Source organism: Rhizobium esperanzae, from assembly GCF_014197615.1.
In the GTDB taxonomy this organism is placed as follows: Bacteria; Pseudomonadota; Alphaproteobacteria; order Rhizobiales; family Rhizobiaceae; genus Rhizobium; species Rhizobium esperanzae_A.
Genome location: NZ_JACIFY010000008.1, coordinates 183,314 through 208,034 on the forward strand (window position 1 = coordinate 183,314; position 24,721 = coordinate 208,034).

At 62.1% G+C, this 24,721-nt stretch carries 22 protein-coding genes; 10 read left to right on the plus strand and 12 right to left on the minus strand.

Features of this window, described 5'->3' with window-relative positions:
* Positions 1 to 104: 104 nt before the first annotated feature.
* From GGD57_RS13190 to GGD57_RS13200, 3 genes are read left to right on the plus strand one after another with little or no spacing between them, the layout of a single operon-like run.
* Positions 105 to 1,013, plus strand: a complete 909-nt coding sequence (locus tag GGD57_RS13190) for a LysR family transcriptional regulator (protein WP_184470317.1) — start codon at positions 105 to 107, stop codon at positions 1,011 to 1,013.
* A gap of 23 nt (positions 1,014 to 1,036) precedes the next feature.
* The gene (locus GGD57_RS13195) at positions 1,037 to 1,351 is read left to right on the plus strand and encodes a hypothetical protein (RefSeq protein WP_184470319.1); all 315 of its coding nucleotides are present in this window, start codon (positions 1,037 to 1,039) and stop codon (positions 1,349 to 1,351) included.
* 49 nt (positions 1,352 to 1,400) lie between these two features.
* Positions 1,401 to 2,018 carry a DNA-3-methyladenine glycosylase gene (locus tag GGD57_RS13200; protein ID WP_432443356.1) on the plus strand — a complete coding sequence of 206 codons (618 nt, stop codon included), beginning with the start codon at positions 1,401 to 1,403 and terminating at the stop codon, positions 2,016 to 2,018.
* On the opposite strand, the gene GGD57_RS13205 is transcribed toward GGD57_RS13200, so the two are convergent.
* Genes GGD57_RS13205 through GGD57_RS13215 form a run of 3 tightly spaced genes read right to left on the minus strand, consistent with a single transcriptional unit; the run spans position 2,019 to position 5,233 of the window.
* A complete protein-coding gene (locus GGD57_RS13205) occupies positions 2,019 to 3,560 on the minus strand; it encodes a DHA2 family efflux MFS transporter permease subunit (RefSeq protein ID WP_184470321.1) in 1,542 nt (513 codons plus the stop codon). It abuts the gene before it with no gap.
* Positions 3,553 to 4,776 (minus strand): HlyD family secretion protein, encoded by a 1,224-nt coding sequence (locus GGD57_RS13210; protein WP_184470323.1) that lies wholly within the window; start codon positions 4,774 to 4,776, stop codon positions 3,553 to 3,555. Before GGD57_RS13210 ends, GGD57_RS13205 begins: the two co-directional genes overlap by 8 nt.
* Positions 4,769 to 5,233, minus strand: a complete 465-nt coding sequence (locus GGD57_RS13215) for a MarR family winged helix-turn-helix transcriptional regulator (protein WP_085738180.1) — start codon at positions 5,231 to 5,233, stop codon at positions 4,769 to 4,771. Before GGD57_RS13215 ends, GGD57_RS13210 begins: the two co-directional genes overlap by 8 nt.
* A gap of 246 nt (positions 5,234 to 5,479) precedes the next feature.
* Between GGD57_RS13215 and GGD57_RS13220 the strand changes: the two genes are divergently transcribed.
* The 3 genes from GGD57_RS13220 to GGD57_RS13230 all read left to right on the plus strand — a co-directional run bounded on the left by GGD57_RS13220 (position 5,480) and on the right by GGD57_RS13230 (position 11,643).
* A complete protein-coding gene (locus GGD57_RS13220; RefSeq protein WP_184470325.1) occupies positions 5,480 to 7,024 on the plus strand; it encodes a cation:proton antiporter in 1,545 nt (514 codons plus the stop codon).
* 258 nt (positions 7,025 to 7,282) lie between these two features.
* The gene (locus GGD57_RS13225; RefSeq protein ID WP_184470327.1) at positions 7,283 to 8,461 is read left to right on the plus strand and encodes an efflux RND transporter periplasmic adaptor subunit; all 1,179 of its coding nucleotides are present in this window, start codon (positions 7,283 to 7,285) and stop codon (positions 8,459 to 8,461) included.
* Positions 8,458 to 11,643 (plus strand): efflux RND transporter permease subunit, encoded by a 3,186-nt coding sequence (locus GGD57_RS13230; RefSeq protein WP_184470329.1) that lies wholly within the window; start codon positions 8,458 to 8,460, stop codon positions 11,641 to 11,643. Before GGD57_RS13225 ends, GGD57_RS13230 begins: the two co-directional genes overlap by 4 nt.
* Positions 11,644 to 11,649: 6 nt before the next feature.
* Here GGD57_RS13230 and GGD57_RS13235 read toward each other — a convergent pair whose 3' ends face one another.
* Positions 11,650 to 12,426 (minus strand): metallophosphoesterase, encoded by a 777-nt coding sequence (locus GGD57_RS13235; RefSeq protein ID WP_184470331.1) that lies wholly within the window; start codon positions 12,424 to 12,426, stop codon positions 11,650 to 11,652.
* Between the two features lie 163 nt (positions 12,427 to 12,589).
* Here GGD57_RS13235 and GGD57_RS13240 point away from each other — a divergent pair, with 163 nt between their 5' ends.
* Positions 12,590 to 13,714, plus strand: coding sequence for an acyl-CoA dehydrogenase family protein (locus tag GGD57_RS13240; RefSeq protein WP_184470333.1), 1,125 nt, complete (start codon positions 12,590 to 12,592; stop codon positions 13,712 to 13,714).
* Positions 13,715 to 13,818: 104 nt separating this feature from the next.
* Here GGD57_RS13240 and GGD57_RS13245 read toward each other — a convergent pair whose 3' ends face one another.
* Together GGD57_RS13245 and GGD57_RS13250 are read right to left on the minus strand one after the other, a co-directional pair.
* A complete protein-coding gene (locus GGD57_RS13245) occupies positions 13,819 to 14,283 on the minus strand; it encodes an RrF2 family transcriptional regulator (protein ID WP_184470335.1) in 465 nt (154 codons plus the stop codon).
* A gap of 175 nt (positions 14,284 to 14,458) precedes the next feature.
* A complete protein-coding gene (locus tag GGD57_RS13250; protein ID WP_184470337.1) occupies positions 14,459 to 15,247 on the minus strand; it encodes an SDR family NAD(P)-dependent oxidoreductase in 789 nt (262 codons plus the stop codon).
* Positions 15,248 to 15,387: 140 nt separating this feature from the next.
* Between GGD57_RS13250 and GGD57_RS13255 the strand changes: the two genes are divergently transcribed.
* Complete coding sequence (locus GGD57_RS13255) at positions 15,388 to 16,158, plus strand: TIM barrel protein (RefSeq protein WP_184470339.1); 771 nt, start codon at positions 15,388 to 15,390, stop codon at positions 16,156 to 16,158.
* Here GGD57_RS13255 and GGD57_RS13260 read toward each other — a convergent pair.
* Positions 16,155 to 16,691 (minus strand): hypothetical protein, encoded by a 537-nt coding sequence (locus GGD57_RS13260; protein WP_184470341.1) that lies wholly within the window; start codon positions 16,689 to 16,691, stop codon positions 16,155 to 16,157. The genes GGD57_RS13255 and GGD57_RS13260 overlap by 4 nt on opposite strands.
* 91 nt (positions 16,692 to 16,782) lie before the next feature.
* Here GGD57_RS13260 and GGD57_RS13265 point away from each other — a divergent pair, with 91 nt between their 5' ends.
* Entirely contained in the window at positions 16,783 to 17,256 is a 474-nt protein-coding gene (locus GGD57_RS13265) for a cupin domain-containing protein (protein ID WP_184470343.1), read from the plus strand.
* Positions 17,257 to 17,262: 6 nt separating this feature from the next.
* Here GGD57_RS13265 and GGD57_RS13270 read toward each other — a convergent pair whose 3' ends face one another.
* The 5 genes from GGD57_RS13270 to GGD57_RS13290 all read right to left on the minus strand — a co-directional run bounded on the left by GGD57_RS13270 (position 17,263) and on the right by GGD57_RS13290 (position 23,239).
* The gene (locus GGD57_RS13270; protein WP_184470345.1) at positions 17,263 to 18,369 is read right to left on the minus strand and encodes a sn-glycerol-3-phosphate ABC transporter ATP-binding protein UgpC; all 1,107 of its coding nucleotides are present in this window, start codon (positions 18,367 to 18,369) and stop codon (positions 17,263 to 17,265) included.
* Positions 18,370 to 18,381: 12 nt separating this feature from the next.
* Positions 18,382 to 19,296 (minus strand): ABC transporter permease subunit, encoded by a 915-nt coding sequence (locus tag GGD57_RS13275; RefSeq protein WP_184470347.1) that lies wholly within the window; start codon positions 19,294 to 19,296, stop codon positions 18,382 to 18,384.
* 10 nt (positions 19,297 to 19,306) lie between these two features.
* Positions 19,307 to 20,191, minus strand: a complete 885-nt coding sequence (locus tag GGD57_RS13280) for a carbohydrate ABC transporter permease (protein ID WP_064828319.1) — start codon at positions 20,189 to 20,191, stop codon at positions 19,307 to 19,309.
* A 122-nt stretch (positions 20,192 to 20,313) separates the two neighbouring features.
* Positions 20,314 to 21,669, minus strand: coding sequence for an extracellular solute-binding protein (locus tag GGD57_RS13285; protein WP_184470349.1), 1,356 nt, complete (start codon positions 21,667 to 21,669; stop codon positions 20,314 to 20,316).
* Between the two features lie 364 nt (positions 21,670 to 22,033).
* A complete protein-coding gene (locus tag GGD57_RS13290) occupies positions 22,034 to 23,239 on the minus strand; it encodes an ROK family transcriptional regulator (RefSeq protein ID WP_184470351.1) in 1,206 nt (401 codons plus the stop codon).
* Between the two features lie 223 nt (positions 23,240 to 23,462).
* Between GGD57_RS13290 and GGD57_RS13295 the strand changes: the two genes are divergently transcribed.
* Complete coding sequence (locus tag GGD57_RS13295) at positions 23,463 to 24,701, plus strand: extracellular solute-binding protein (protein ID WP_184470353.1); 1,239 nt, start codon at positions 23,463 to 23,465, stop codon at positions 24,699 to 24,701.
* The last annotated feature ends 20 nt before the right edge of the window (positions 24,702 to 24,721 follow it).

A 24,721-nucleotide genomic window follows, 5' to 3' on the forward strand; every position in this document is an offset into this window, starting at 1 on the left:
CCTGCGCTGCAGCGCGTTTTCCATGAGAAGAAAGATGCGCTCTTTCCTTTTGCGGATAATCAGGCATTCCCCGGCATCACTATCCGGAATTGACGAACAAACAGATGGACAGATTCGATGCCATGCGGGTGTTTTGCCGGGTCGTGGACCGCCGCAGCTTCACCCTTGCCGCCGAGGATACCGGCCTGCCGCGCTCGACCGTTACCGATGCGGTCAAGCAGCTCGAAGCCCGCCTCGGCGTGCGTCTGCTCCAGCGCACAACGCGCCATGTCAGCCCGACGCTGGATGGCGAAGCCTATTTCCAGCGTTGCCTGTCGATCCTTGGCGATATCGAGGATGCCGAGGGCGCCTTCGCCGGCGCCAGGCCGAAGGGCCTGCTGCGCGTCGACGTGCACGGCACGCTCGCCCGCCATTTCGTGCTGCCGAGCCTGCCATCCTTCCTGCAGACCTATCCCGAGATCGAATTTTACATGAGCGAAGGCGACCGGCTGGTCGATCTGGTGCGCGAAGGCATCGATTGCGTGCTGCGCGTCGGCACGCCCGAAGACAGCGACATGGTCATCAGGCGCGTCGCCATGCTCGAGGAGGTCACACTCGCCTCTCCTGCCTATCTCGCCGCCCATGGCCTGCCGCCGCATCCGGACCGGCTTGCCAGCCATCGCATGGTCGGCTTCCACTCCAGCGGCACCGGTAGGCTGCTGCCGCTCGAATTCATCGTCGACGGCGTGGTGCGTGAGATCGTCATTCCCGCCACCATCGCCGTCAACGCCGCCGAAAGCTATGTTTCGGCAGCGAAATTGGGCCTCGGCCTGATCCAGATCCCGCGCTATCACGCCGAAAGAGATCTTGCCGAGGGAACACTGATCCACTTGCTCAAGGATTTCCCGCCGACCCCGACCCCTGTCTCCCTGCTCTATCCCCGCAACCGTCAGCTTTCGCCGCGCGTGCGGGTCTTCATCGACTGGCTCGTAAAGGTCTTCGCTCGACAAAATACGGAAAACGCGCTTTCCTAATATAAGCGCTTGAGGGGAGAGCCATGGCACTCAACGATATCACCGTCTACCAGACGGAAGACGGCTTCGTCGTCGAATTTGGCGGCGAAGGCGAAGGCAGCATTGCCGTGACGCTGCGAAGCACGCCCGAACTGACCTCGGAAAACGCCGTCGCCCGCGCCAAGGCCCTGCTTGCGGCGGCAATCGCACCGGCCCACGGTGACGGCGCGCGGAGCAAGGACCCTGCGCTTCTCGAAGAGGAACTGGAGGAGGGCCTGGAAGATTCCTTCCCGGCGAGCGACCCGGTCTCGGTCACCTCATCCTCGATCCCGATGCGCGATCCGAACGCAGGCCGATGAGGCAGGCCTGATGCATGAAACGGTTTTGGGATGACGGCGGCGGCGGCGAATGGTATCTGCCACGGCCATGACCGAAGGTGGAATGACAAAGGGCGCGATCGGCGCCGGCGCGCTTGCCGGTGAAAGCCTGAAGGCGTTTTTCGAGCGCGACGCAATCACTGTCGCCCGCAATCTGCTCGGCTGCCATCTCACCGTCGATGGCGCCGGCGGCCGGATCACCGAGACGGAAGCCTATTTCCCCGATGACGAGGCCTCGCACAGTTTCCGTGGCCCGACCAGGCGCAACGGCGCCATGTTCGGCCGGCCCGGCAATGTCTACATCTATCGCATCTATGGCATGTACTGGTGCCTGAATTTCGTCTGCCATCCGGGCTCGGCTGTGCTGATCCGTGCGCTGGAGCCGGAAACGGGAATCCCCGCCATGGCAGAGCGACGCGGCACCGATATGCTGACCGCGCTCTGCAGCGGCCCCGGCAAGCTCTGCCAGGCGCTCGGCATCGATATCGAAATCAACGACAGGCTGCTTGATCGCGCACCTTACGCGCTCACGCCGTCCGCGGGGGTGCCTGTCGTCTCGGGAAAACGCATCGGCATCACCAGAAATGCCGAAGCACCATGGCGCTTCGGCATTCAGGGGTCGCGATATCTCAGCAAGCCTTTTCGCTGATCATTCCATCACGGCGCTGTGGTCGACGGCGGGCGCGGCCTTCGGCTTGCGCAGCAGCAGCGCCAGCGGGATGACCGCGAGCGACATCAGCATCAAGAGCTTGAAATCGTCCATATAGGCGATGATCGTCGCTTGCAGCGTAATGAGCTCGTTGAGCGAAGCGCGTCCGGCTGCTGTCATCGGACTGAGCCCCTGTGCCGCCACGGCGTTGAAGGCATGGTTGAACGGCGTCACATAGGCCGCGATCGACTCATGATTGCTCTGCGTATTTTCGACGATCAGGGCCGAGACGATCGAGATACCGACCGCCGAGCCGATGTTGCGCGACAGATTGTAGAGGCCGGTGCCGTCGCCGCGCATATGGGCGGGCAGCGTCGCGAAAGCGATCGTCGTCAGCGGCACGAATAGAAAGCCCAGGCCGGCGCCCTGGATGAAGCCGACCGAGACGATCGTCCATTGCGAAACATCGGGCGTCCAGCCCGTCATGTCGTACATCGCCCAGGCGGTCAGGCCGAGACCGAGCACCAGCAGCACGCGCGTATCGACCTTGCCGATCAGCCGCCCGACAATGAACATGCAGAGCATGGTGCCGAGCCCGCGCGGCCCCATGACGATACCGGCGGTGATGACGGGATAGCCCATCAGCGTCTGCAGATAGGGGGTCATCAGCGCCAGCGAGGCGAGATAGGTAACGCCGACCACGAAGATGAAGATCATGCTGACCGTGAAGTTCTGGTCGAGAAACAGCTTCGGATTGACGAAGGATTTCTCTGCCGTCAGCGTATGCACCAGCAGCAGATAGAAGGCGGCAGCGCAGACAATCGCTTCGAGCATGATCTCGCCGGAGGAGAACCAGTCGAGCTGCTCGCCGCGGTCGAGGAAGAGTTGCAGCGCGGCGATGAACAGGCTCATCATCCCGAAGCCGAACCAGTCGAGTTTGGCGAGCGCGTCCCTCTTCGTTTCCGAAACGAAGATGACGATACCGGCGAAAGCAAGCGCGCCGATCGGCACGTTGATGTAGAACACCCAGCGCCAGCTGATATTGTCGGTCAGCCAGCCGCCGATGACCGGCCCGAGGACCGGCCCGACCATGACCGAGACGCCGAAAAGCGCCATGGCAGAGCCGCGTTCCTCGACAGTATAGATGTCGAGAAGGATGCCCTGGGAAAGCGGCACCAGCGATGCGCCGAACAGGCCCTGCAGCAGGCGGAAGGCGACAATCTGGTTCAGCGATTGCGCCAGGCCGCAGAGCACCGAAGCAACCACGAAACCGGCGATGGCGACGAGCAGGACGCGCTTGCGGCCGAACTTGGCGGCGAGGAATCCCGAGGGCGGCGTCATGATCGCCGCCGCGACGATATAGGATGTCAGAACCCAGTTGATCTGGTCGGCGGACGCCGACACGCTGCCCTGAATATAGGGCAGCGCCACGTTGGCGATCGTCGTATCCAGCGCCTGCATGATAACGGCGAGGATGACGCAGGCCGTGATCGCGCCGCGATTGGCGACCGGGCTTGCCGGAGAGGCGGCAGTGTTACTCATGGTCCTTGCCCTGAGGCCGGCCCAGAAGCTTGTTGACGAAGTCGGGCAGGCCTCTGATATGGCCGGTATCGACATCGACGACCGTGCTCATGCCGACGCGCAGCGGCGGCTTGCCTTCGGCATCCTCGATGCTGACGCGCATCGGAATACGCTGGACGACCTTCACCCAGTTGCCGGTGGTGTTCTGCGCCGGCAGCAGCGAGAAGCTGGAGCCGGAGGCCGGGCTGATGCTCTCGACCTTGCCCTTCCACGTCATACCGGGATAGGTGTCGACATAGATCTCGGCGGTCTGGCCTGCTTTGACATAGGTCAGCTCGGTTTCCTTCGGGCTGGCGGCGATCCACAGATGATCGGTGGCGACAAGCGAAAAGGCCTGCTGCGAAGCCTGCAGGTAGGAGCCGACCTGCAGCGCGTTGACATTGGTGACGATGCCGTCAAACGGCGCCTTGACGACGCTGTGGTCGAGTTCGCGCTGGGCGTTGTCGACCTGCGATTTGGCCTGCAGATAGAGCGGATTTTCCTCGACCGGCTGGTCGGCGCTGCCGCCGAGCTGGGCGAGCGTCGTTGCCGCTTCCGCCTTGGCGACCGCAACCTTCTGCTGCGCGGCCTCGAGATTGTGCTTGGCCTCGTCATAGGCCGATTGCGTCGCGCTGCCATTGTTGACGAGGTTCTGCTGCCGGTCGAACTGATCCTGGTAGTAGGGAATGTCGGCTTGGGCCTGCGTGATCTCGGCGAGCGACTGCTGATAGCTCGCCTTGAGGTTCATGATCTGGTTGCGCTGTGCGCCAAGCTGCGCCGTGGCGCCATCGAGCGCGATCTTGAAGGAATCGGCCTTCAGGCTGAAGAGCACCTGCCCCGCCTTGACCGCCTCGTTCTCATGTACGTCGATCCGCTCGACGATGCCTGAAACATCGGTGGTGAGCCCGACCATGTCGGCCTGGATATAGGCATTGTCGGTCGACATCACCTGGCCGCCATTGACGTAATAGTAGCCGCCGACGACCAGCGCCACCGGAAGCAGGGCAAACAGGATCGGCCGCGTGAGACTGCGCCGGCGGCGGACCTTGTTGCCGCTAGGCGCAGCCACGGCAGTAGCCGGCGCTGAATTGGATGAAGGCGCTTCGGCTACCGTTTCCTGCTGTTTGACGTCATTTTCTTCGACAGATGTCTTGGCATCGGCGTCGGCAACGACGCGGAGGGAGGGTTTATCAGCCATCGTTCATCTCATTTTCTTCGACCGGTGTTCGGCAAGCCTGCACCAGGTTCGTCTTCATTACGGACAGGATTTGGTAAAGCTGCTCACGCTGCTCGGCCGACACGCTTTGCAACGCCTCCGCGCGGGTGGTGTCGCCGAGTTCGCGCATTTCGGCCAGTAGCGGATGCGCCTCGTCGCGCATGTAGAGCAGCCAGATGCGCCGGTCGGTCGGGTGCTGGCGGCGCTCGATCAAGCCGCGCTCAGCGAGCTTGTCGAGGATGCGCACCAGCGTGATCGGCTCGACTTCGAGGATTTCCGCAAGCCCGCTCTGGTGGATGCCCTCATTGTTCGAGAGATAGGCCAGCGTCTGCCATTGCGACCGGGTCAGCCCCAGACACTTCGCGCGTTGCTCGAACCGCTTGCGCAGCAGCCGTGCGACGTCGTGGAGAAGGAAGCCGAGGGTTGGCGTGGCGCTCATGGAGACCTGCGATCGTTAATTTATAAGCATACTTATGATATCGGTAGATATATTGAGCATGCCGACCGCGCAAGGGCGTGACCGCAGGATTTCGAAGGCGCAGCCAAAATGCCGCAGCTGCGGCCGGGAGGCTCGCAATCGTCGTCTCTCTCCGGGATGCAAGACTTCCGTCCAGTGGTCGCAGCCCGGCTTCGGCCCTAATTCGGGTAGAGATCGCCTCCGCCGGAGGTGCGCAGGAGGGGCTTGATGGCGTTCTTCGAAAGCATGCTGACGTTGCTCTTGGTGGCGATCGTCTTCCTGCAGTTCTCCAGGAAATTCCGCATCCCTTATCCCACCATGCTGGCGATCGCCGGCATCATCGTGGCAGCCGTACCCTGGGCGCCGGAGGTCGCGATCGATCCTCAGCTGGCGCTGGCACTGCTGATCGCTCCGGTGCTGTTCGACGCCGCCTATGATCTTCCGCCGCGGACTTTGCGACGGAACTGGCTGCCGCTCTTCTCGCTCGCCGCCATCGCCGTGGTACTGACCGCCGCAGCCGTCGCCGCCGTCGGCATGACCATGGCCGGCCTGCCGCTTGCAGTCGCCGTGGCGCTCGGCGCCATCGTCGCGCCGCCGGATGCAGCGGCAGCGACCGTCATGCTCGACCGGTTCAATCTACCGCGCCAGACCTATGTGATCCTGAAGGGCGAAAGCCTTCTCAATGATGCCGTCGCGCTGCTGATCTTCAGCGCCGCTGTGGCGGCCGCATCGAGCCCGGCCTTCTTCAGCGGCGCCCTGGCACAGCTTGCCCTTGCGGTGCCGGGCGGCCTCATCCTCGGTTATCTCCTCGGCCGCCTCTACATGGTCGTCGGCGTAAAGCTCGCCGGCACGCTCGGCGGCACCCTGCTTGAATTCGTAGCCACCTTCGGCACCTGGATCATCGCCGAGCGGCTTCATCTTTCGGCCATTCTCGCCATCGTCGTCTACGCCATGGTGATCGCCCGTTACATGCCCGAGCGGCAAACCGCCCGCCACCGCATCCATTCCTATTCAGTCTGGGAGGCCGCGGTTTTCCTGCTCAACGTGCTCGCCTTCCTGCTGATGGGCCTGCAGGTCCGCCAGATCGTCATCGAGCTCGACCCCGGCCGGCTGAACTACGCAATCACTTTGGCGACCGCGGTCTTCGTCACCGTCGTCGTCACCCGCCTGGCCTGGGTGCTCTTCTATAACCGTGTGATCACCTTTCTCGCCGAGCGCGGCTATACCAAGCAGGCCGTTCCCACCTTTGCGACCAGCCTGCTCGCCGGCTGGTGCGGCATGCGCGGCCTTGTCACGCTGGCGACCGCGCTCGCCCTGCCGATCGACTTCCCCGATCGCGACATCATCCTGCTCAGCGCCCTTGCCGTTGTTCTCGGCACGCTCATTGTCCAGGGTCTCACGCTCGGGCCGCTGATTCGTTTCCTGAAATTCGACCCCGACACCTCCCTGGAGCGCGATCTCACCAGGACCCGAGTCGCCTTGATCGACGCAGCACTGGCAGAACTCGCCGGCGGCGAGGACAAATCCACCCGCATCCTGCGCGAGGTCTATACCTCCGAGCGCGAGATCGCCGCCGACGGGAAACACCCGCGCGAAGTCAGCAGGCTCGACAGGCAGCGCCGCAGCGTCATCGCCGCCAAACGCCGTAAACTGGCAGCCATGCGCCATGCCGGCGAGATCGACGACGATGTTTTTCACATGCTGGAACAGGAGCTCGATTGGGCCGAGCTTGCCGTCCTGCCGCCCGGCCGCGACGAGATCGTCGAGAGCTGACGTGCCCCATGAAGTTTGAACGGATTCTGCAACCGCAGCCAATTGGCATTTGCTATTTTTCGCCGCTGCCGTTTATATCCAGTTCCATAGCGTTACGATTTTTCCGATGTGCATTGCGTGCCGGCCTTCCTTTCCAAGGATTGGACACCGGGGGAAATCGCGGGGGCCGAGGCCTTCGTTCAAAGCAACGACCTGAATAGCATCACTTCATCTTAGCTTCGTCGGCAGTTGATCGGCCGTCGAGATTGGAGGGCCGGTATGACTTACGTGCTTCGACAGATGTTGGCGCTTGGCTGCATCGCCACGTTCATGCCTCTGGCCGCGATGGCGCAGGGCGCGCCGTCCGCCCCTCCTCCCGTCACCGTCGCAAAACCGGTGGTGCGCGATGTCGTCGATAACGACGAATTCATCGGCCGGTTCCAACCGGTCGACGAAGTCTCCGTCCGCTCGCGCGTCGGCGGATATCTGCAGGAAGTTCATTTCGAGGACGGCGCCCTGGTCAAACAGGGCGACCTGCTCTTCGTCATCGACCAGCGGCCGTTCATCACCGCGCTCAACCAGGCAAAGGCCACGCTCGAAGCCTCGCAGTCCACCCTTGTCTTCGCCGATGCTCAGTACAAGCGCGCCCAGTCGCTCGCTTCGAGCGGCAGCCAATCCGCGCAGACGCTCGACGATCGCCGCCGCGAATTCGATTCCGCCCAGGCCAATGTCCGCGGCGCTCAGGCCGCCGCCGATCGCGCCGCTCTAGACCTCGAATATACCGAGATCAAGGCACCGCTCAGCGGCCGTATCGACCGCCGCCTGCTCTCGACCGGCAATCTCGTGCAGGCCGACCAGACGGTGCTCACCACGATCGTCTCCCTCGATCCGATCGATTTCTATTTCGACGTCGACGAGCGCCGCCTGCTGAATTTCGCCGACACCGCGCGCAAGCAGGGCAAGGACCTGCAGCTCGGCGGCGGTGGCGTCGATGTATCCGTCACGATTTCCGACCCCACCGCCAAACCTTTCATGGGAAAACTCGATTTCGCCGAGAACCGGGTCGACAATGAGAGCGGCACCATCCGCATCCGTGCCCGACTTGCAAATCCCGATCTCGTGCTGCAGCCGGGCCTGTTCGGCCGTGTGCAGGTCGCAGCTTCCAATACTTACAAGGCCATTCTCGTCCCGGACGAGGCGATCGGCTCGGACCAGAACGAACGCGTCGTTTATGTCGTCGATGCGCAAGGCAAGGTTTCGACCAAGCCGGTGCGACCCGGACCGCGGCTCTACGGCTATCGCGTCATCCGTGAAGGCCTCGACGGCAGCGAAACGATCATCGTCAACGGCCTGATGCGGGCACGACCGGGTTCGACCATCACGCCTCAAATGAGCGAACTGCCGCAGGAGCGGCAGGACACCCCGCCCGAATCCGCAAACGCGGAGAGCGGACAATGAGATTCGCTCACTTTTTCGTGGACCGGCCGATCTTTGCGGCCGTCATCTCGATCCTCTTTCTCGTCGTCGGCGGCATCGCCTATACGCAGCTGCCGGTCTCGCAATATCCGGAGATCGCGCCGCCGACCATCGTCGTGCGCACCTCCTATCCGGGCGCCGACCCGCAGACCATCGCCGACACCGTTTCGACCCCGCTCGAACAGCAGATCAACGGCGTCGAAGACATGCTTTATATGTCGTCCTATTCCAGTGCCGACGGCGCCATGTCGCTGACGATCACCTTCAAGCTCGGCACCGATCTCGACAAGGTGCAGGTGCTGGTCCAGAACCGCGTTTCCATCGCCCTTCCCCGTCTTCCCGAGGAGGTTCAGCGGCTCGGCGTCACCACCGACAAGAGCTCGCCCGACCTGATGATGGTGGTGCACCTCCTGTCGCCGTCGCACCGCTATGACCAGCTTTATGTCTCGAACTATGCCCGCAACCGCATCCGCGACGTGCTCGTGCGCCTCGATGGCGTCGGCGACGTGCAGATCTTCGGCGAGCGGCAGTATTCGATGCGCATCTGGCTGGATCCGGAAAAACTCTCCGCCTACGGCATGACCTCGGATGACGTCGTCTCCGCCCTGAGAGACCAGAATGTCCAGGTCTCGGGCGGCAAGATCGGCGCGCCGCCGGTGACCGGCAGGAACGCCTTCGAATATACGGTGCGAACGGACGGGCGCTTCTCCGATGCGCGCGAATTCCGCTATGTCATCGTCAAATCGACGGGAGCGGGCCGGCTGGTACAGTTGCAGGATGTCGCCCGCATCGAACTCGGCGCGCAGGACTACGTCACCAACAGTTACCTCAACAACGACCCTGCAGTCGCTCTCGGCATTTTCGCCCGGCCGGGAACCAACGCTCTCGATACGGCCCATCAGGTCCAGACGCTGATGAAGGATATCTCCCAGAGTTTCCCCGAGGGTCTGGAGTATCGCATCGTCTACGACACGACCGAATTCATCTCGGATTCGATCGACGAGGTCTACAGAACCATCGCCGAAGCGGCCATCCTGGTGGCGATCGTCGTTCTTGTCTTCCTGCAATCCTGGCGGACCGCGATCATCCCGATCGTCGCCATCCCCGTCTCGCTGATCGGTACTTTCGCCATCCTGCTCGCCTTCGGTTTCTCGCTCAATATGCTCACCCTGTTCGGCCTGGTGCTTGCCATCGGCATCGTTGTCGACGACGCGATCGTGGTGGTGGAAAACGTCGAGCGCAATCTGGCGCGCGGCATGTCGCCGAAGCAGGCCTCCCACGTGACGATGGATGAAGTCGGCACCGCCGTGGTGGCGATCTCGCTGGTGCTGATCGCGGTCTTCGTACCGACGGCCTTCATCCCCGGCATCTCGGGCCAGTTCTACAGGCAGTTCGCGGTGACGATCTCCGTCACGACAGCGATCTCGGCATTGAACTCTCTGACACTTTCGCCGGCACTTGCAGGCATATTGCTGAAACCCCACGATCACGAGACCAAGCGCAAGAGCATCGCCTCACGCCTGGGGTCAGGCCTCGCAAACGGCTTCAACCGCGGCTTCGACCGGATGAGCTCGGGCTATTCCTGGGTTGTCCGGCACCTTGTCAGAAGTTGGGTGGGCCTGACCTGCTCGATGCTCGCCTTTGCCGCCCTTCTCGGCGCAACCTGGTACATGAGCACCAGGGTTCCCTCGGGTTTCATCCCGACCATGGACCAGGGTTACGCGATCGTCGTGGTGCAGCTTCCCGACGGCGCCTCGCTTGCGCGGACCGATGCCGTCGTCAAACAGGTGGGCGACATCGCCCGAACCGTGCCCGGTGTCGGCAACGCCGTGCAGTTTGCCGGTTTCAGCGGGGCGACCTTCACCAATGCCTCGAATGCGGGCGTCGTCTTCGTTCCGTTCAAATCCTTCGCCGAACGCGAGGAAGGCGGAGAAAACGCCAACAAGATCATCGGCGAGCTCTTCGGCAAGCTGCAGAGTATTCAGGAAGCCTTCATCATCGCCATCCCGCCGCCCTCCGTGCGCGGCGTGGGCAATTCCGGCGGCTTCAAGATGCAGATCTCCGACCTTGAAAACCCCGATATGACACGCGTGCTCGGCCTTGCCCGCCAGATGATGGGAGCGGCGGCAACGACCGAAGGGCTGACCGGCGTCTTTACGACATTCTCCGATGCCAGCCCGCAATATTTCCTGTCGATCGACCGCGACAAGGCACGCTTCCTGAACGTGCCGATCCCCAATATCTTCAATGCACTTTCGATCAATCTCGGCGTCGCCTACGTGAACGATTTCAACGCGTTCGGCCGCGTTTACCAGGTTCGCGCCCAGGCCGACCGGCAATACCGCATGGACAGGGAGGACATCCTTGCGCTGAAGGTACGCTCGGCGACCGGGGCGCTGGTGCCTCTCGGCACTCTGATGGACATTCAGGATTCCAGCGGCCCGGCCCTTGTTCAGCGCTACAACATGTATGTCTCGGTGCCGCTTCAGGGCAATCCGACCCCGGGGACATCAACGGGCGACGCCATCAAGAAGATGGAAGCGCTGGCGGCCAAGATCCTGCCGCCGGGGACAACCTTCGAATGGACGGAACTCGCCTACCAGGAGACCCATACCGGCAACACCGCCGTCTACATCTTCGCCCTGTCCGTCATTTTCGTCTTCCTGGCGCTGGCGGCCCAATATGAAAGCTGGGTTCTGCCGCTGGCGATCATTCTCATCGTCCCGCTTGCCGTGCTCGCCGCACTGATCGGGGTCTCGCTGAGAGGCATGGACAACAACGTCCTGACGCAGATCGGTCTGATCGTCCTGATCGGTCTTGCGGCCAAAAACGCCATCCTGATCGTCGAGTTCGCCAGACAGGCGGAAGAGGAAGGCAAGTCGCCGGTGGAGGCCGCCATCGAGGCCAGCCACCTTCGCCTGCGCCCGATCCTGATGACGGCATTCGCCTTCATCTTCGGTGTTCTGCCGCTCGCCATCGCCACCGGCCCCGGCGCCGAAATGCGTCAATCGCTCGGCACCGCTGTGTTTTCGGGCATGCTCGGTGTGACGATCTTCGGCCTGTTCCTGACGCCGGTGTTCTACGTCGTGCTGCGCGGCTGGCGCCGCAAGCAGCCGGTTGAAAAGACGGTCGAGGCTGCACCAGTCGAGAGAGAAACGGTTTAAGACGGGTCAGGTGGAAAACAGATGCACCTGACCCTGCCACAGACGGGCGACGGTGAGTTTGCCGCTGCGAAAAGCGCGTGTGTCGAGATTGAGACGCCGGGGCCGAATGTCCGGCGCGTCGTTCGGAGTATGACCATGCACGACGAGTTTCGGCAGCGGCACCCGGCTTTCCAGGAAACGGTGGCGGATGAGCACCAGATCCTCGTCGGCCTGCTCCGCAAGCGGCCGTGCCGGATCGATGCCGGCATGCACGAACAATACGCTCGGCGTATCCAGCATGACGGGCATCGTCCGCATGAAATCGACATGCGTGTGCGGCAGAGAATGACGGATGAAGGCATCGAGCTGGACGCCGGAAGGAAAGACCAGCGGCAGATGCTCCGGATCGAGGCCGTAGGATTTAAGCGACGGCACCGACCCCATCCGCATCCAGTCGTCATAGGACGCCCAGCCATCGATATAGTCGAGCATGGCGATCTCATGATTGCCGGCCAGACAGATGCGGTCGAAACCATCAGGCAGCGGCTCCATCAGGTGGCCGATGACCTGCGCAGATTGTGGGCCGCGGTCGATATAGTCGCCGAGCGTCACGATCAGCTTGCGCCCCGGCAGCCGCGCGCCATCGCGCAGGATCGCCTCCTCGGCTTTCACAAGCAGGTCGTAGCGGCCGTGAATGTCGCCGATCGCGTAGGTGGGAATTGCGGCAATATCCAGCGTCAGACGTGGTCTCTGCTGGCGTGCCATTTTCCAAACCTCGCTTTTGCGCGCAAGGGAGTCGCTCATCATGTTTCTCGATCAAGAAAGCCCCAGCTGACCGTAAATAGCGCGGCGGACAAGGCGATCAAGCTGGTAGGAAAATTCAAACCATTCGGTTTTTGTAGAAAAACCGGCCTTATCATGCGTGGGGGAATCCCTCACTCCTGTAGCCATCGAGGAAGAGTGACCGATGGGAACGGTATCGCAGTTTCAAGATAACCTCAGGCCTCCCGCGCACCGCATCGAAAGCGAAGAAGAGGCGATATCCACGGCCCGCAACCTCGCCGCCGCATTCCGGCATCAGGCGAGCGAACGCGATATCAACCGCATCCTGCCGCATGCCGAGCTGGACGCGCTGTCGATATCGGGGCTGACGGCGATCACCGTTCCGCCCGACTATGACGGGCTCGATATGTCGAATGCCCTGCTCGCCGAAATCGTTGCAATCATTGCCGAGGGCGACGCCTCGATCGGCGAAGCGCTGGAAAGCCATTTTTGCGTACTGGAGACGCTGCGCACCCAGGCGACCGAGGATCTGCAGGCATCGCTGTTTGCCCGCGTGCTGCAAGGCGACCGTTTCGCGGGCGCCATTTTCGCCGACGGCACCGAACTGACGGCCGAAGGCCCGGGCTATCGCCTGAGCGGGCGCACGCGGCAGGCGCCCGGCCTTCTCTTCGCCGACTGGATCGCCGCTGCCGCCACCGTGCCGCCCAGCCGTTCGGTGACGCTCTACCTCGCAAGCGGCGGCGAAGGCGTACAGGTGGTCGACGATTGGGATGGCTTCGGTCAGCGCACCAATGGATCGGCGACGGCGATCGTCGGCACGCTTCATGTGAATGCCGACACCGTTGCGCCCGCCCCCTCCTCCGGATCTTCGACCGGCATCTCGCTGGGCCTGCTGCTGAAGGCCGGTGTCAGCCTGGGCATTGCGCGGGCCGCCTGGACCGACCTTACGGCTGCGGTCGGCGACAGCGCCGACATCCTTCCCCGGCTGGGAGAACGCGCCCTTCGTATCGAAACGGCAGCAGCGGCCTTGGAACGGGCAGGCCGCAAACTCGATATCGCCCAGGTCAATCCTGTGGAGGCCGCGATGGCGGACGCGCATTTCTCCGCCTCGGCGGCCGCCATTCTGGCCGGGGAAACGGCGCTCGACACGGCAAACGCACTGTTCGAACTGGCGGGGGTAACATCGGCCGGGATCGGGCTCAATCTCGACCGGCATTGGCGCAACGCTCGTATTCACGCGCTCTCGCTACCGCGGGATAGGCTGTTGCGCGCCGCAGGCGAATATAGCTCGAAACTCGGCGGCGCCTAAAGCGCGTCGCGATCTTTCGGATTCGCTCCTCTCGCTTTAGGTGTTTGTTTTACGCTTGTCGTTATCGCAAAACCGCCGCACACTTTTGCGCGACATGCTCTAATTCAGCTGGCGGCGGAGACCGGGAATTCTTCCTTGTCGCCGTCGATGCGGCCGCCATCGGAAACGAATTGTTCGAGGCTCATATTGTCGAGAATGGCGGCGATCGCATCCCGGACATCGGTCATCGAGCGCCGCACCTGACAGGTTTCCGGATCGGCACAGTCGTCGCAGGCCTCGTAAGCCGTACGGCTGGCGCAGCGGATCGGTGCCAACGGACCGTCCAATGTGCGGATGACGTGACCGATGCGGATTTCCGAGGCCGGCCGCGACAGCGAATAGCCGCCGCCCGGCCCCTTCTTCGAGCGCAGGATGCCGACATTGCGCAGTTCGAGCAGGATCGTATCGAGGAATTTTTTCGGGATATTGTTGCGGCTCGCGATGTCGTTGATGAAGGCGGTCTCGCCAGGCGCCAGCCGCGCCAGATCGACCAGCGCCTTCAGCCCGTATTTTCCCTTTTTCGTCAGCATCGTCGTCGCCTTGTAGAAATCGCAGTATTTACCCTGCCAATAGCAGGCAAATAGCGTCAAAAGCGTGAACATACAACAAAATAGCTATTATTTATAGCTTATCTCGGCAACGTCCACAGGACTGCGGCAGCCTTGAGAAGGATCAGCCTGCCGCGCCCTTTGACGGCAATCTCGCTCAGATCGTCTTCAGCATGCCGCCGTCGACGAAATAGGTCGAGCCGATGCAATAACTCGCGCGCTCCGAACTCAGGAAGACGAAGACGTTTGCCAGCTCCTCCGGCGTACCGAAGCGTTTGGAAGCGGCGTGCTCGTTGGCGACGCTCTGCAGGTAGCCCTCCCAGTTGCCGCCGGTTTCGGCCGTCAATTGCTTGGCGGTCTTGATCCAGTCGGGCGTCAGGATCAGGCCGGCATTGACGCAGTTGACGCGGATATTGTCCCTGATGAGCTCGGTCGAGAGCGTCTTCGAAAACATCATCAGCGCCGACTTGCTGACATTGTAGATCGGCTCGTACCAGAGCGGCTGGACCGCGCAGATCGAGGCATTGTGCAGGATCACGCCGCCGCCGCGTTGCTTCATCTGCGGTGCGATGCCGCGCGCCAGCCGTACGGCGGCCATCACATGCAGCTCCCAATAGGCCTGCCACTTCTCGTCTGGGGCCTCCATCACCGTCTCGTTCGAGCCGGTGCCGGCATTGTTGATGAGGATATCGGCGCCGCCTCTTTCAGCCGCCGCAGCAATGATCGCCTCGGTTCCGGCAACGGTCGCCACATCGGCGGCGACAGCGGCGGCACTGACCCCATATTTCTCGGCGATACGGGCAGCCTCTGCTTCCAGCCGTTCGCCGCCGCGTGCCGCCAACACAAGATTGGCGCCCTCAGCCGCCAGCCCCTCGGCGATTGCCAGCCCAATGCCGACCGACGCACCTGTTATGACGGCGATCTTTCCCTTCAATCCGAGATCCATGTCTTCCTCCGCTGGCAGCCGGTGGTCCGGCCCGATAGGCCGAGTGTTTCGCCAATGAATTCCGGCGTCAAGCGTCCGAACCCCTATTGCGACAGCCTCCGATCTGTCGCAGCCTGTATCAACACGAAGGAGGAGTTTGCATGCGCCGTTATTCCGCCTGCATAGAGTGGCTATTTGCCGAAGACGGCGACAGCTTTCCCGATCGCATCCGCCGCGCTGAGGCCGGCGGCCTGACCGCTGTCGAATTCTGGCGCTGGACCGACAAGGATCTGGACGCGATCGAAGCGGCGCTGAAGGAAACCGGCCTTGCCGTCACCAGCCTCGTCGCCGAACCGATGATCGCACTGACCGACGCCGGCAACCGGCAGGCCTGGCTGGCGGGTCTTGCCGATTCCATTGCCGTCGCCAAGCGCCTCGGCGCGCCGGTACTGATCGCCCAGGCCGGCAACGACCTTGCGGGCTTGAGCCGCGCAGAACAGCGCCTGGCACTTACCGAAACGTTGAGAGCCGGCGCCGATATTCTTGCAGGCAGCGGTGTCCGTCTCGGCGTCGAGCCGCTCAACATCCGCATCGACCATATCGGCTATTTCCTCGACTCGACCCGCGAAGGTCTCGACATCGTCGACGACGTCGCCCGCCCGGAGATCGGCATCGTCTACGACATCTACCATTCCGCCGTGATGGACGAACGCACCGAAGAGGTGCTGGACGGCCGTCTCGACCGTGTCTTCCATGTGCATGTCGCCGATCACCCCGGCCGCAATGAGCCGGGCTCCGGCCGCATCGACCTTGCCCACCGCCTCAACTGGATCTTCGCCAATGGTTACGACGGCGCCGTCGGCCTGGAATACCGGCCGACGAGATCCGGCGCGGACGCCGTCAGGACCGCGATCGCTTCGCTCGGCGGCTAAGCTGAACCGGCGTCTTCGGCAAAGGCTTCAAGCTCGGGGTCGAACTCGACCTCCACGACATTGTTGAAAACGGCGGTGGCCAGCATGATGCCGGCAAAGGCCACGAGATCGACGAGCACCTTGGTCTCGTAGCGCTGTTTCAGCTTCGCCCAGAGTTCGGCCGGAACGGCGTTGGAATCGGCAACGATCGCCTTGCCGAAGACGGCAAGCAGCACCTCCGCCTCGGACAGCTCCAGCGCGTCGGGATCGAAACCCTTGTTGATCAGCGCCCGGCGAAAGAAGGTAATGGCGATCTTCGATTTCGCCGCCTTCGAGATCGCAAGCGAGAAAATCCAGATCTCCCGGTCGCTGACGGCAGGATCGAGCTCGGCCCGTAGCGTGAACCATTCGGCATAGATGCGGTGGGCGACCGGCGAATGCAGCAATGTGCGCTTCATGTTGGTCATGCGCCCGCGCAGCCTGACTTCCTCGTCATGCGCCGCCCGAACTTCCGGCGAAGCGGTATCATAATCGATCTGAGGGAGGTGGCTCATCCGGTCCGCTCTTTCTGCTGCATCGAGGTAAATCCGCTTGGCCGTCGCGATACTCCCGCCTAGACTGATCCGATCAATGCGGAGGCTAGGCATGAGCGGCGACCACGATCATTCTCACATCGACTGGCGGGAACACGGCGTCAAGGTCATTCCCGGCAATTCGCTCGATCCGAACACCGCGCAGACGCCGGGCATGAACCGCGCCACTGCAATCAACAATGCGCGCGCCGGCGCCGAGAAGATCTGGGCAGGCACGGTGACGATCCATGCCAATGCCAAGACCGGCGCCCACCATCACGGCGATCTCGAAAGCATTATCTATGTGGTCAAGGGCAAGGCCCGCATGCGCTGGGGCGAGCATCTGGAATATACCGCCGAGGCCGGCCCCGGCGACTTCATCTATGTTCCGCCCTATGTGCCGCACCAGGAGATCAATGCCAGCCGCGACGAGACGCTGGAATGCGTGCTCGTCCGCTCAGGCCAGGAACCGGTCGTGGTCAACCTCGATATCGAGCCGGTCGAGAAACCGGAAGACGTCCCCTGGATCGACCCCATCCACCGCTGACGCCGCTCAGGCGTGAACGGCGGCGCTGTTCACAGCCGTGTTCTCGATGATCCGGCCGGTATCGGCAGCATAGAGGTGGATTGCGTTGTGATCGATCGCGATGCCGATCGGATCACCCGACTTCACCATCACGGCCTCGGTCAGCGCCACGGCAAAGGGCAGCCCGTCGAAATCGGCATGAACGACGCGGCTTGCGCCGAGCTCTTCGATGAAATCGGCTGTCGCCACCAATGCGCCGGGCGCATCCGGGGCCACCAACCGGGCGGCCTCGGCGCGCATGCCGAGCACGACGCGTTTGCCCTTCAGCGCTGCAGCGCGTTCGCGCGGCAGCGCGATCTTGCGGCTCTGATCGTAAACGAAGACGCCTTCATCGTTGATCGTGCCTTCGAGCAGGTTCATCGCCGGCGTGCCGACGAAGCCGGCGACGAAACGCGACACCGGATGATGATAGACCTCTTCCGGCGTGCCGACCTGCTCCACCCTGCCGCCGTTCATCACCACCAGCCGGTCGGCCAGCGTCATCGCCTCCGTCTGGTCATGCGTGACGAAGATCGAGGTGGCGCCGAGGCGCCGGTGCAAGCGGCGAATTTCGGCGCGCATGGCGATGCGCAGCTTGGCGTCGAGGTTGGACAGCGGCTCGTCGAAGAGGAACACCTTCGGCTCGCGGATCATCGCACGGCCCATGGCGACGCGCTGACGCTGGCCGCCGGAAAGAGCGGCCGGGCGGCGGTCGAGGAAAGGTTCGAGGCTGAGCGCCTTGGCGACCTCGGCAATGCGCCGATTGCGCTCCGCCTTCGCAACGCCTGCCACCTTCAAGGCATAGCCGATATTCTCGGCGACCGTCATATGCGGATAGAGCGCATAATTCTGGAACACCATGGCGCAGCCGCGCTCGCGCGGCTCCAACCGGTTGACGACGCGGCCGTCGATGGCGATTTCGCCGCCGCTGATTTCCTCGAGGCCGGCGATCATACGCAGCAGCGTGGACTTGCCGCAGCCGGACGGTCCGAGAATGACGATGAATTCGCCGGACTGGATCTCCAGGTCGACGCCGTGAACGACGGGATGTTTGCCGTAGCTTTTCTTCACATCACGGATTGAGATCGGTGCCACAGGACTGCTCCTTCACTTCTCGGTAGAGATAAGGCCGCGTACGAACCAGCGCTGCATCAGGATGACGAGCAGCAGCGGCGGCGACATGATGATAAGTGTACCGGCCATGGCGACGTTCCAGTCGGGCAGGCCGAATTCGGACGGAATGAGGGTCTTGAGCTGCGTCACCGCAATGCCGAAATTCGGATCGGTGGTGACGAGCAGCGGCCAGAGATACTGGTTCCAGGCCCAGACGAACATGATGGTGAAGAGCGCGATCATGTTCGATCGCGACAGCGGCAGCAGTATATCGATGAAGAAGCGGACGGCGCCGGCGCCGTCCATCTTCGTCGCCTCGGCGAGCTCGTCCGGAACGGTCAGGTAGAACTGGCGGTAGAGGAAGGTGCCGGTCGCGGTGGCGACGAGCGGCGCCACGAGGCCGGTATAGGAATTCAGCAAGCCCCATTCGAGCTTGATCTGGATGCCGGACACCCAGGCGACCAGCGCGGTAATTCCCGTAATATCGAGGATCGCCTGGAAAGGCTGGAGCGCATTGGCGGCAATCGAATAGGTCGGCACGATGCGAACTTCCAGCGGCAGCATCAGCGTGATGAAGATGATCCAGAAGATCACATGCCGGCCGCGGAAGCGGAAGTAGACGATCGAGAAGGCCGCCATGGCGGAAAGGATGACCTTGCCGGCGCCGACCGCCGTCGCGAAGATGATGCTATGGACCAGCTTGTTGCCGAGATCGGCGCGAACCCAGGCGGTCTGTGCGTTTTCCCAGAAATGCGAGCTCGGGGTCAACGGCAGCGGCACGCGATTGACCGTTTCCAGATCGAGCGTCGATGCAACGATGACGATGAAGAAAGGCAGAAGCGCGATCACCATGCCGAGCGCCAGAAGCGTATAGCAGATGAAATTGAATATCGGCGTGCGTTCGATCATATCAGCGACCTCACTTGTAGTGCACGCGCCGCTCGATGAAGCGGAACTGGAAGATGGTGAGAAGGACGACGAGCGCCATGAGGATAATCGACTGGGCGGCCGCGCCCGAATAATCGAGCCCCCTGAAGCCGTCGAAATAGATCTTGTAGACCATGAGCTCCGTCGCCCGTGCCGGCCCGCCCTGGGTCATGACGTCGACGATGCCGAAGGAATCCTGGAAGCTCTCGGTAATGTTGATGACGAGCAGGAAAAACAATGTCGGCGTCAACAGCGGCAGCTGGAGATCCCACATGCGGCGCAACGGCCCGGAGCCATCCATGGCGGCGGCCTCGATCAGCGAACGTGGAATGCCCTGAAGCGCCGACAGGAAGAAGATGAAATTATAGCCGATATATTTCCAAGAAAAGGCGATGATCACGGCGATCATTGCGTCTTTGCCGTCGAGCGCCGGGTTCCAGAGACCGGGCCAGACATGGTTGATAACAGACAGGAGGCCGGCCTCGGGCGCCAGAATGAAGCGGAAGGCAAGACCGAGAGCCGGAGCGGCAATCGCGTAGGGCCAGATGAAGACCGACCGATAGATTTTATGACCGCGCAGCTCACGATCCGTCAGGAGCGCCAGGATCAGCGCCATCCCCATGGCGATCGCCGTCGAGCTGAAGCCGAAGATCATGCTGCGGGTGATCGACTCCCAATAGATCGGATCGCCGAGCAATTGCTTGAAATTGTCGAAACCGACCCAGGCATTGCCGCCGCCCCATGGTTGCTCGAGCGTGAACGCCCAATAGAGCGCCTGCGCACTCGGCCAATAGAAGAAGACGAAGATCAGCAGCAGCATCGGAAACGCGAAGAGCAATCCGATCGTCGTCGAGGAGAAAGTGACGCGCTTTTCCATGGGTGGTCGTTTTCGGCCTGGTTTTGTTAGGCGCGGGCGGCGAATTCGCCTCCGCGGCCGTATGAGTGGACAAGCCGCACCCGGCGCGCGCAAGGCGGCCGGGTGCGGTTCATATCAGCCGATCAGGGAAGCTGAACGTTCTTGTAGGTCTGCTGGAAGCGGCGCAGCAGCTGGTTGCCGCGTTCGGCGGCGCCGTCGAGCGAAGCCTGGACATCGGCATTGTTGACGAAGATCGCCTGCAGGCCGTTGGCGATTTCGGTGCGGACCTGCAGCAGGCCGCCGAGGCGGACGCCGTGCGGAGCCGTATCGTCGGCAGGCGATGCGGTCAGGCTCTGAATGGCGAGTTCACGGCCGGCATAGGGGGCCTTGTCATAGAAGCCCTGCTTCTTCAGATATTCGAAGCCGGAGTTACGAACCGGGATATAGCCGGTCACGGTCGACCAGGTCAGCGCTTCTTCCGGCTTGGCGATGAAGTTGAAGAAGGCGGCGGCAGCCTTGTATTCGGCTTCGCTGTGGCCCTGCAGAACCCAGAGCGAGGCACCGCCGACATAGGAGCTGTGACGTGTTGCATTGCCATAGGTCGGGAGCATCGCAACGCCCCAGTTCATGCCCTGCTTGGCGGTGCGGCCGATGTTGCCGTGGTCGCCGACCGAGGTCAGGATGACCTGGCAATCGCCGGCGGCGAAGGCTTCGACGAAGGTCTGGCCGACGGCCTTGTTCTTGATGAAGGCAAGCTTGTTGTCGTACCAGGACTTGAGGTCCTTGATGTAGCTGACGAGAAGCGGGTTCTTGTTGAACGTCAGTTCGGCGTCGAGGCCTTCAAAGCCGTTCTTCTTCGTCGCAATCGCTTCGCCGTTGACGGCTTCGAACTGCTCGATGTACTGCCAGACTTCGTTGTTGGAGATGTCGAAGGCGAGCGGGCAAGCGTAGCCGGCGTCCTTCAAAGCCTTGAAGTCTTCGCCGGCTTCCTGCCAGGTGGCCGGAGCATGGTCCTTGCCGATCTTGGCGAAGGCGTCCTTGTTCCAATAGAGCAGAGCGGTCGACGAGTTGAAGGGGAAGGAATACATCTCGCCCTTGGACGTCGCATAATAGTTTGCGATGCCGGAGAAGTAATCTTTCCAGTCGACCGTGTAGCCCATGTCGGCCATCAGCTTGTTTGCCGGATAGAAGGCGCCGGAAAGCATGATGTCGAGCGTGCCGGCGTCGGAGACCTGGGCGATGGTCGGCTGCTTGCCGGCGCGGAAAGCGGCAATGGTGTTCTGCAGGGAAGCGTCATAGCTGCCCTGGCTGGTGCAGACGACTTCGTAATCGGCCTGCGACTGATTGAAGCGATCGCACTGTTCCTGGACACGCTTTGCGATGTCACCGGAATTGCCGAACCAGAAGTCAATCTTGGTCTTATCGGCGGCGGCAGCGGGACCGGCAAGAAACGCTGTAGCGAGAAGGGCGCCGACGGCGCCGAGAAGCTTGGCTTGCATGAGAACCTCGAACGTAAAAAGGACGCGCACTTTCAGCGCACGCCCTATTAACTGGTTCAAATTGCCGCGGCCAATGAATATTACATGACATGCAACGATCGAAACCGTGCCGTCACAAAACCTTCATTTGGATATTATTTGCCACGGCCGAGACTATATTTGGAGAAGTCTCACCAGCCACCCCCAGCGCACTGCCGAACATTCATATTTATATTCGAATAAATATAATTTTCAAGGGTTTTCAATATTTGCCTATATTGCGACAGCCTGTCGTTATTCGCCGATATCGTTGCTTGACACTTACGAAGAAGCGCCATTTTTCAGCTCTTGCACTGCTGTGCAACGCTCGGTTTCAGCCCCTGAATCAGAGGGAATCCTTCAAAATTGCAGCAAAATGCGGATCGAATGCGCGACTGATCGGTCCGGCGGCAGCCCCAAGCGCCACCGACCAGGGATCGGCCATGCCGGGCTGCAGGCGCGGCAGCGTCCGGCCACGCCGTTCGGCGATCGAGGGCAGCAAAGGGCCGATGGCCGCGATCAACCGGTTCACCAGGGCCTCCGGGGCGCTGCCGCAGAGGATCACTGTCTGCGGATCGAAGATCGTTTCGATGAGATGGATGCTCCAGCGCAGGTCCGCCGCCGCCGCTGCGATCCAGCTCTCAATGCTTTGGTCGCCCCTGGAGACAAGGTTGCTGATCTGCGCGTGCAGATCGGCATCGGCCGGATCGATCGACAGGTACTGGTAGAGCGAGGCGAGCGAGGCACGATGTTCGAGCGGCGTCGATTTACCGTCGGCAAACAACAGCGCCATGCCGATCTCGCCGGCATTGCCGTTGGCGCCGCGGTAGAGTTCGCCATTCAGAATGAGGCCGGCACCGATGCCGTAACCGACGAAGAGACAGACGGCATGGTCGAGGCCATGGGCGGCTCCCACCATGCGCTCGGCGGTCGCCGCCGCAGCCGCATCGTTCTGCAGGCCGACATCGAGCCCGGTGCCGGCGGTCAGCGTTTCCAACAGCGGAAACTTCTGCCAGGCCTCCATCATCCAGGGGTCGTCACCGCTGCCGGCGACGCCGAAGGGGCCGGGCATCGCGATGCCGAGGCCGACCAGCCGCTTTTCCGACTGCTGGACGATTCCGGCAAGTTTTGCACGCACGCCGGCAACGAGATCGAGGATGACCTTCGCCCCTTCCGACGGGCCTCCTGCGGGCAGGCCCGCCTCATCACGCACGAGAACACTGCCGACGAGATCGACCGCGACGGCCCGCGTCACATGCCGGTCGATCTGCAGGCCGATCGCGAAGGCGCCCTCGGGAACGAGCCCATAGGGCGTAGAGGGCTGGCCGCGGCCCTTGCGCACCGCTGCCTGCGAACGGACGAGACCGTCGCGCTCGAGTTCTTCGATGATATTCGACACCGTCTGCTTGGTCAGCCATGTCGCCCGCGCCAGATCCGCGCGTGAAAGCGCACCGTTCATCCTCAAGGCATCAATCATCACGCGCCGGTTATGCGCGCTGGTGCCTTCGTGATTGGTGCCGCTCTTGGCCCGGATCGGCCTGATGTCGTTCATGTGCAATTGCCTCTTGACTCCACTAGAATGTTGAAGAAGTAATAAGTCAAGACAATTGACTTAATAAGGGACCGGAGAGTTCCAGGGAACGCAGGAGGCAGGATAAGGCCCCGACGACGCTCCGAGACGACAATCGGCACGTTCCCCTACGTGCCTTCTCGAAGACCGATGGCGGGAGGGCCGCCCTCGGCAATGCGTAAATGTCACAAAACTGGAGGCTGCAATGCTGAAATCCCTTACCAAGACGCTTCTGGGTGCGGCCTTGATCGGCGCATCGCTTGCGCCGCATGCTTTCGCCGAGACGACGCTGAACGCGCTTTTCATGGCGCAGGCCGCTTACAGCGAGGCCGATGTGCGCGCCATGACCGACGCCTTCGCCAAGGCGAACCCCGATATCAAGGTCAATCTCGAATTCGTTCCCTATGAAGGCCTGCACGATAAGACGGTGCTGGCGCAAGGTTCCGGCGGCGGTTACGACGTCGTCCTCTTCGACGTCATCTGGCCGGCCGAATACGCCACCAATAAGGTGCTGGTCGACGTCTCCTCGCGCGTCACCGACGAGATGAAGAAGGGCGTGCTGCCGGGCGCCTGGACCACCGTGCAGTACGACGGCAAATATTACGGCATGCCGTGGATCCTCGACACCAAATACCTGTTCTACAACAAGGAAATCCTCGAAAAGGCCGGCATCAAGGCGCCACCGAAGACCTGGGACGAACTGACCGAGCAGGCAAAGACGATCAAGGACAAGGGCCTGCTCGCCACCCCGATCGCCTGGAGCTGGTCGCAGGCGGAAGCCGCGATCTGCGACTACACCACACTCGTCAGCGCCTATGGCGGCGATTTCCTCAAGGACGGCAAGCCGGCCTTCCAGACCGGCGGCGGCCTCGACGCGCTGAAATACATGGTCGGGAGCTATGCCTCAGGCCTGACCAATCCGAATTCCAAGGAATTCCTCGAAGAGGACGTCCGCAAGGTCTTCGAAAACGGCGATGCCGCTTTCGCGTTGAACTGGACCTACATGTACAACATGGCCAACGACCCGAAAGACAGCAAGGTGGCAGGCAAAGTCGGCGTCGTGCCGGCACCGGGTGTTGCCGGTAAAAGTCAGGCTTCCGCCGTCAACGGCTCGATGGGCCTCGGCATCACCTCCGCCAGCCAGCATCCCGACGAGGCCTGGAAATACATTAGCTTCATGACCTCGCAGGCAACGCAAAACGCCTATGCCAAGCTCAGCCTGCCGATCTGGGCCTCTTCCTATGAGGACCCCACTGTCACCAAGGGCCAGGAAGAGCTGATTTCCGCTGCCAAGGTCGGCCTCGCCGCCATGTATCCGCGCCCGACGACGCCGAAATATCAGGAGCTGTCGACCGCGCTGCAGCAGGCGATCCAGGAATCGCTACTCGGCCAGTCCTCTCCCGAGGATGCGCTGAAATCGGCCGCCGAAAACAGCGGCCTCTGAGCCCGGCATGAACCCCGGGC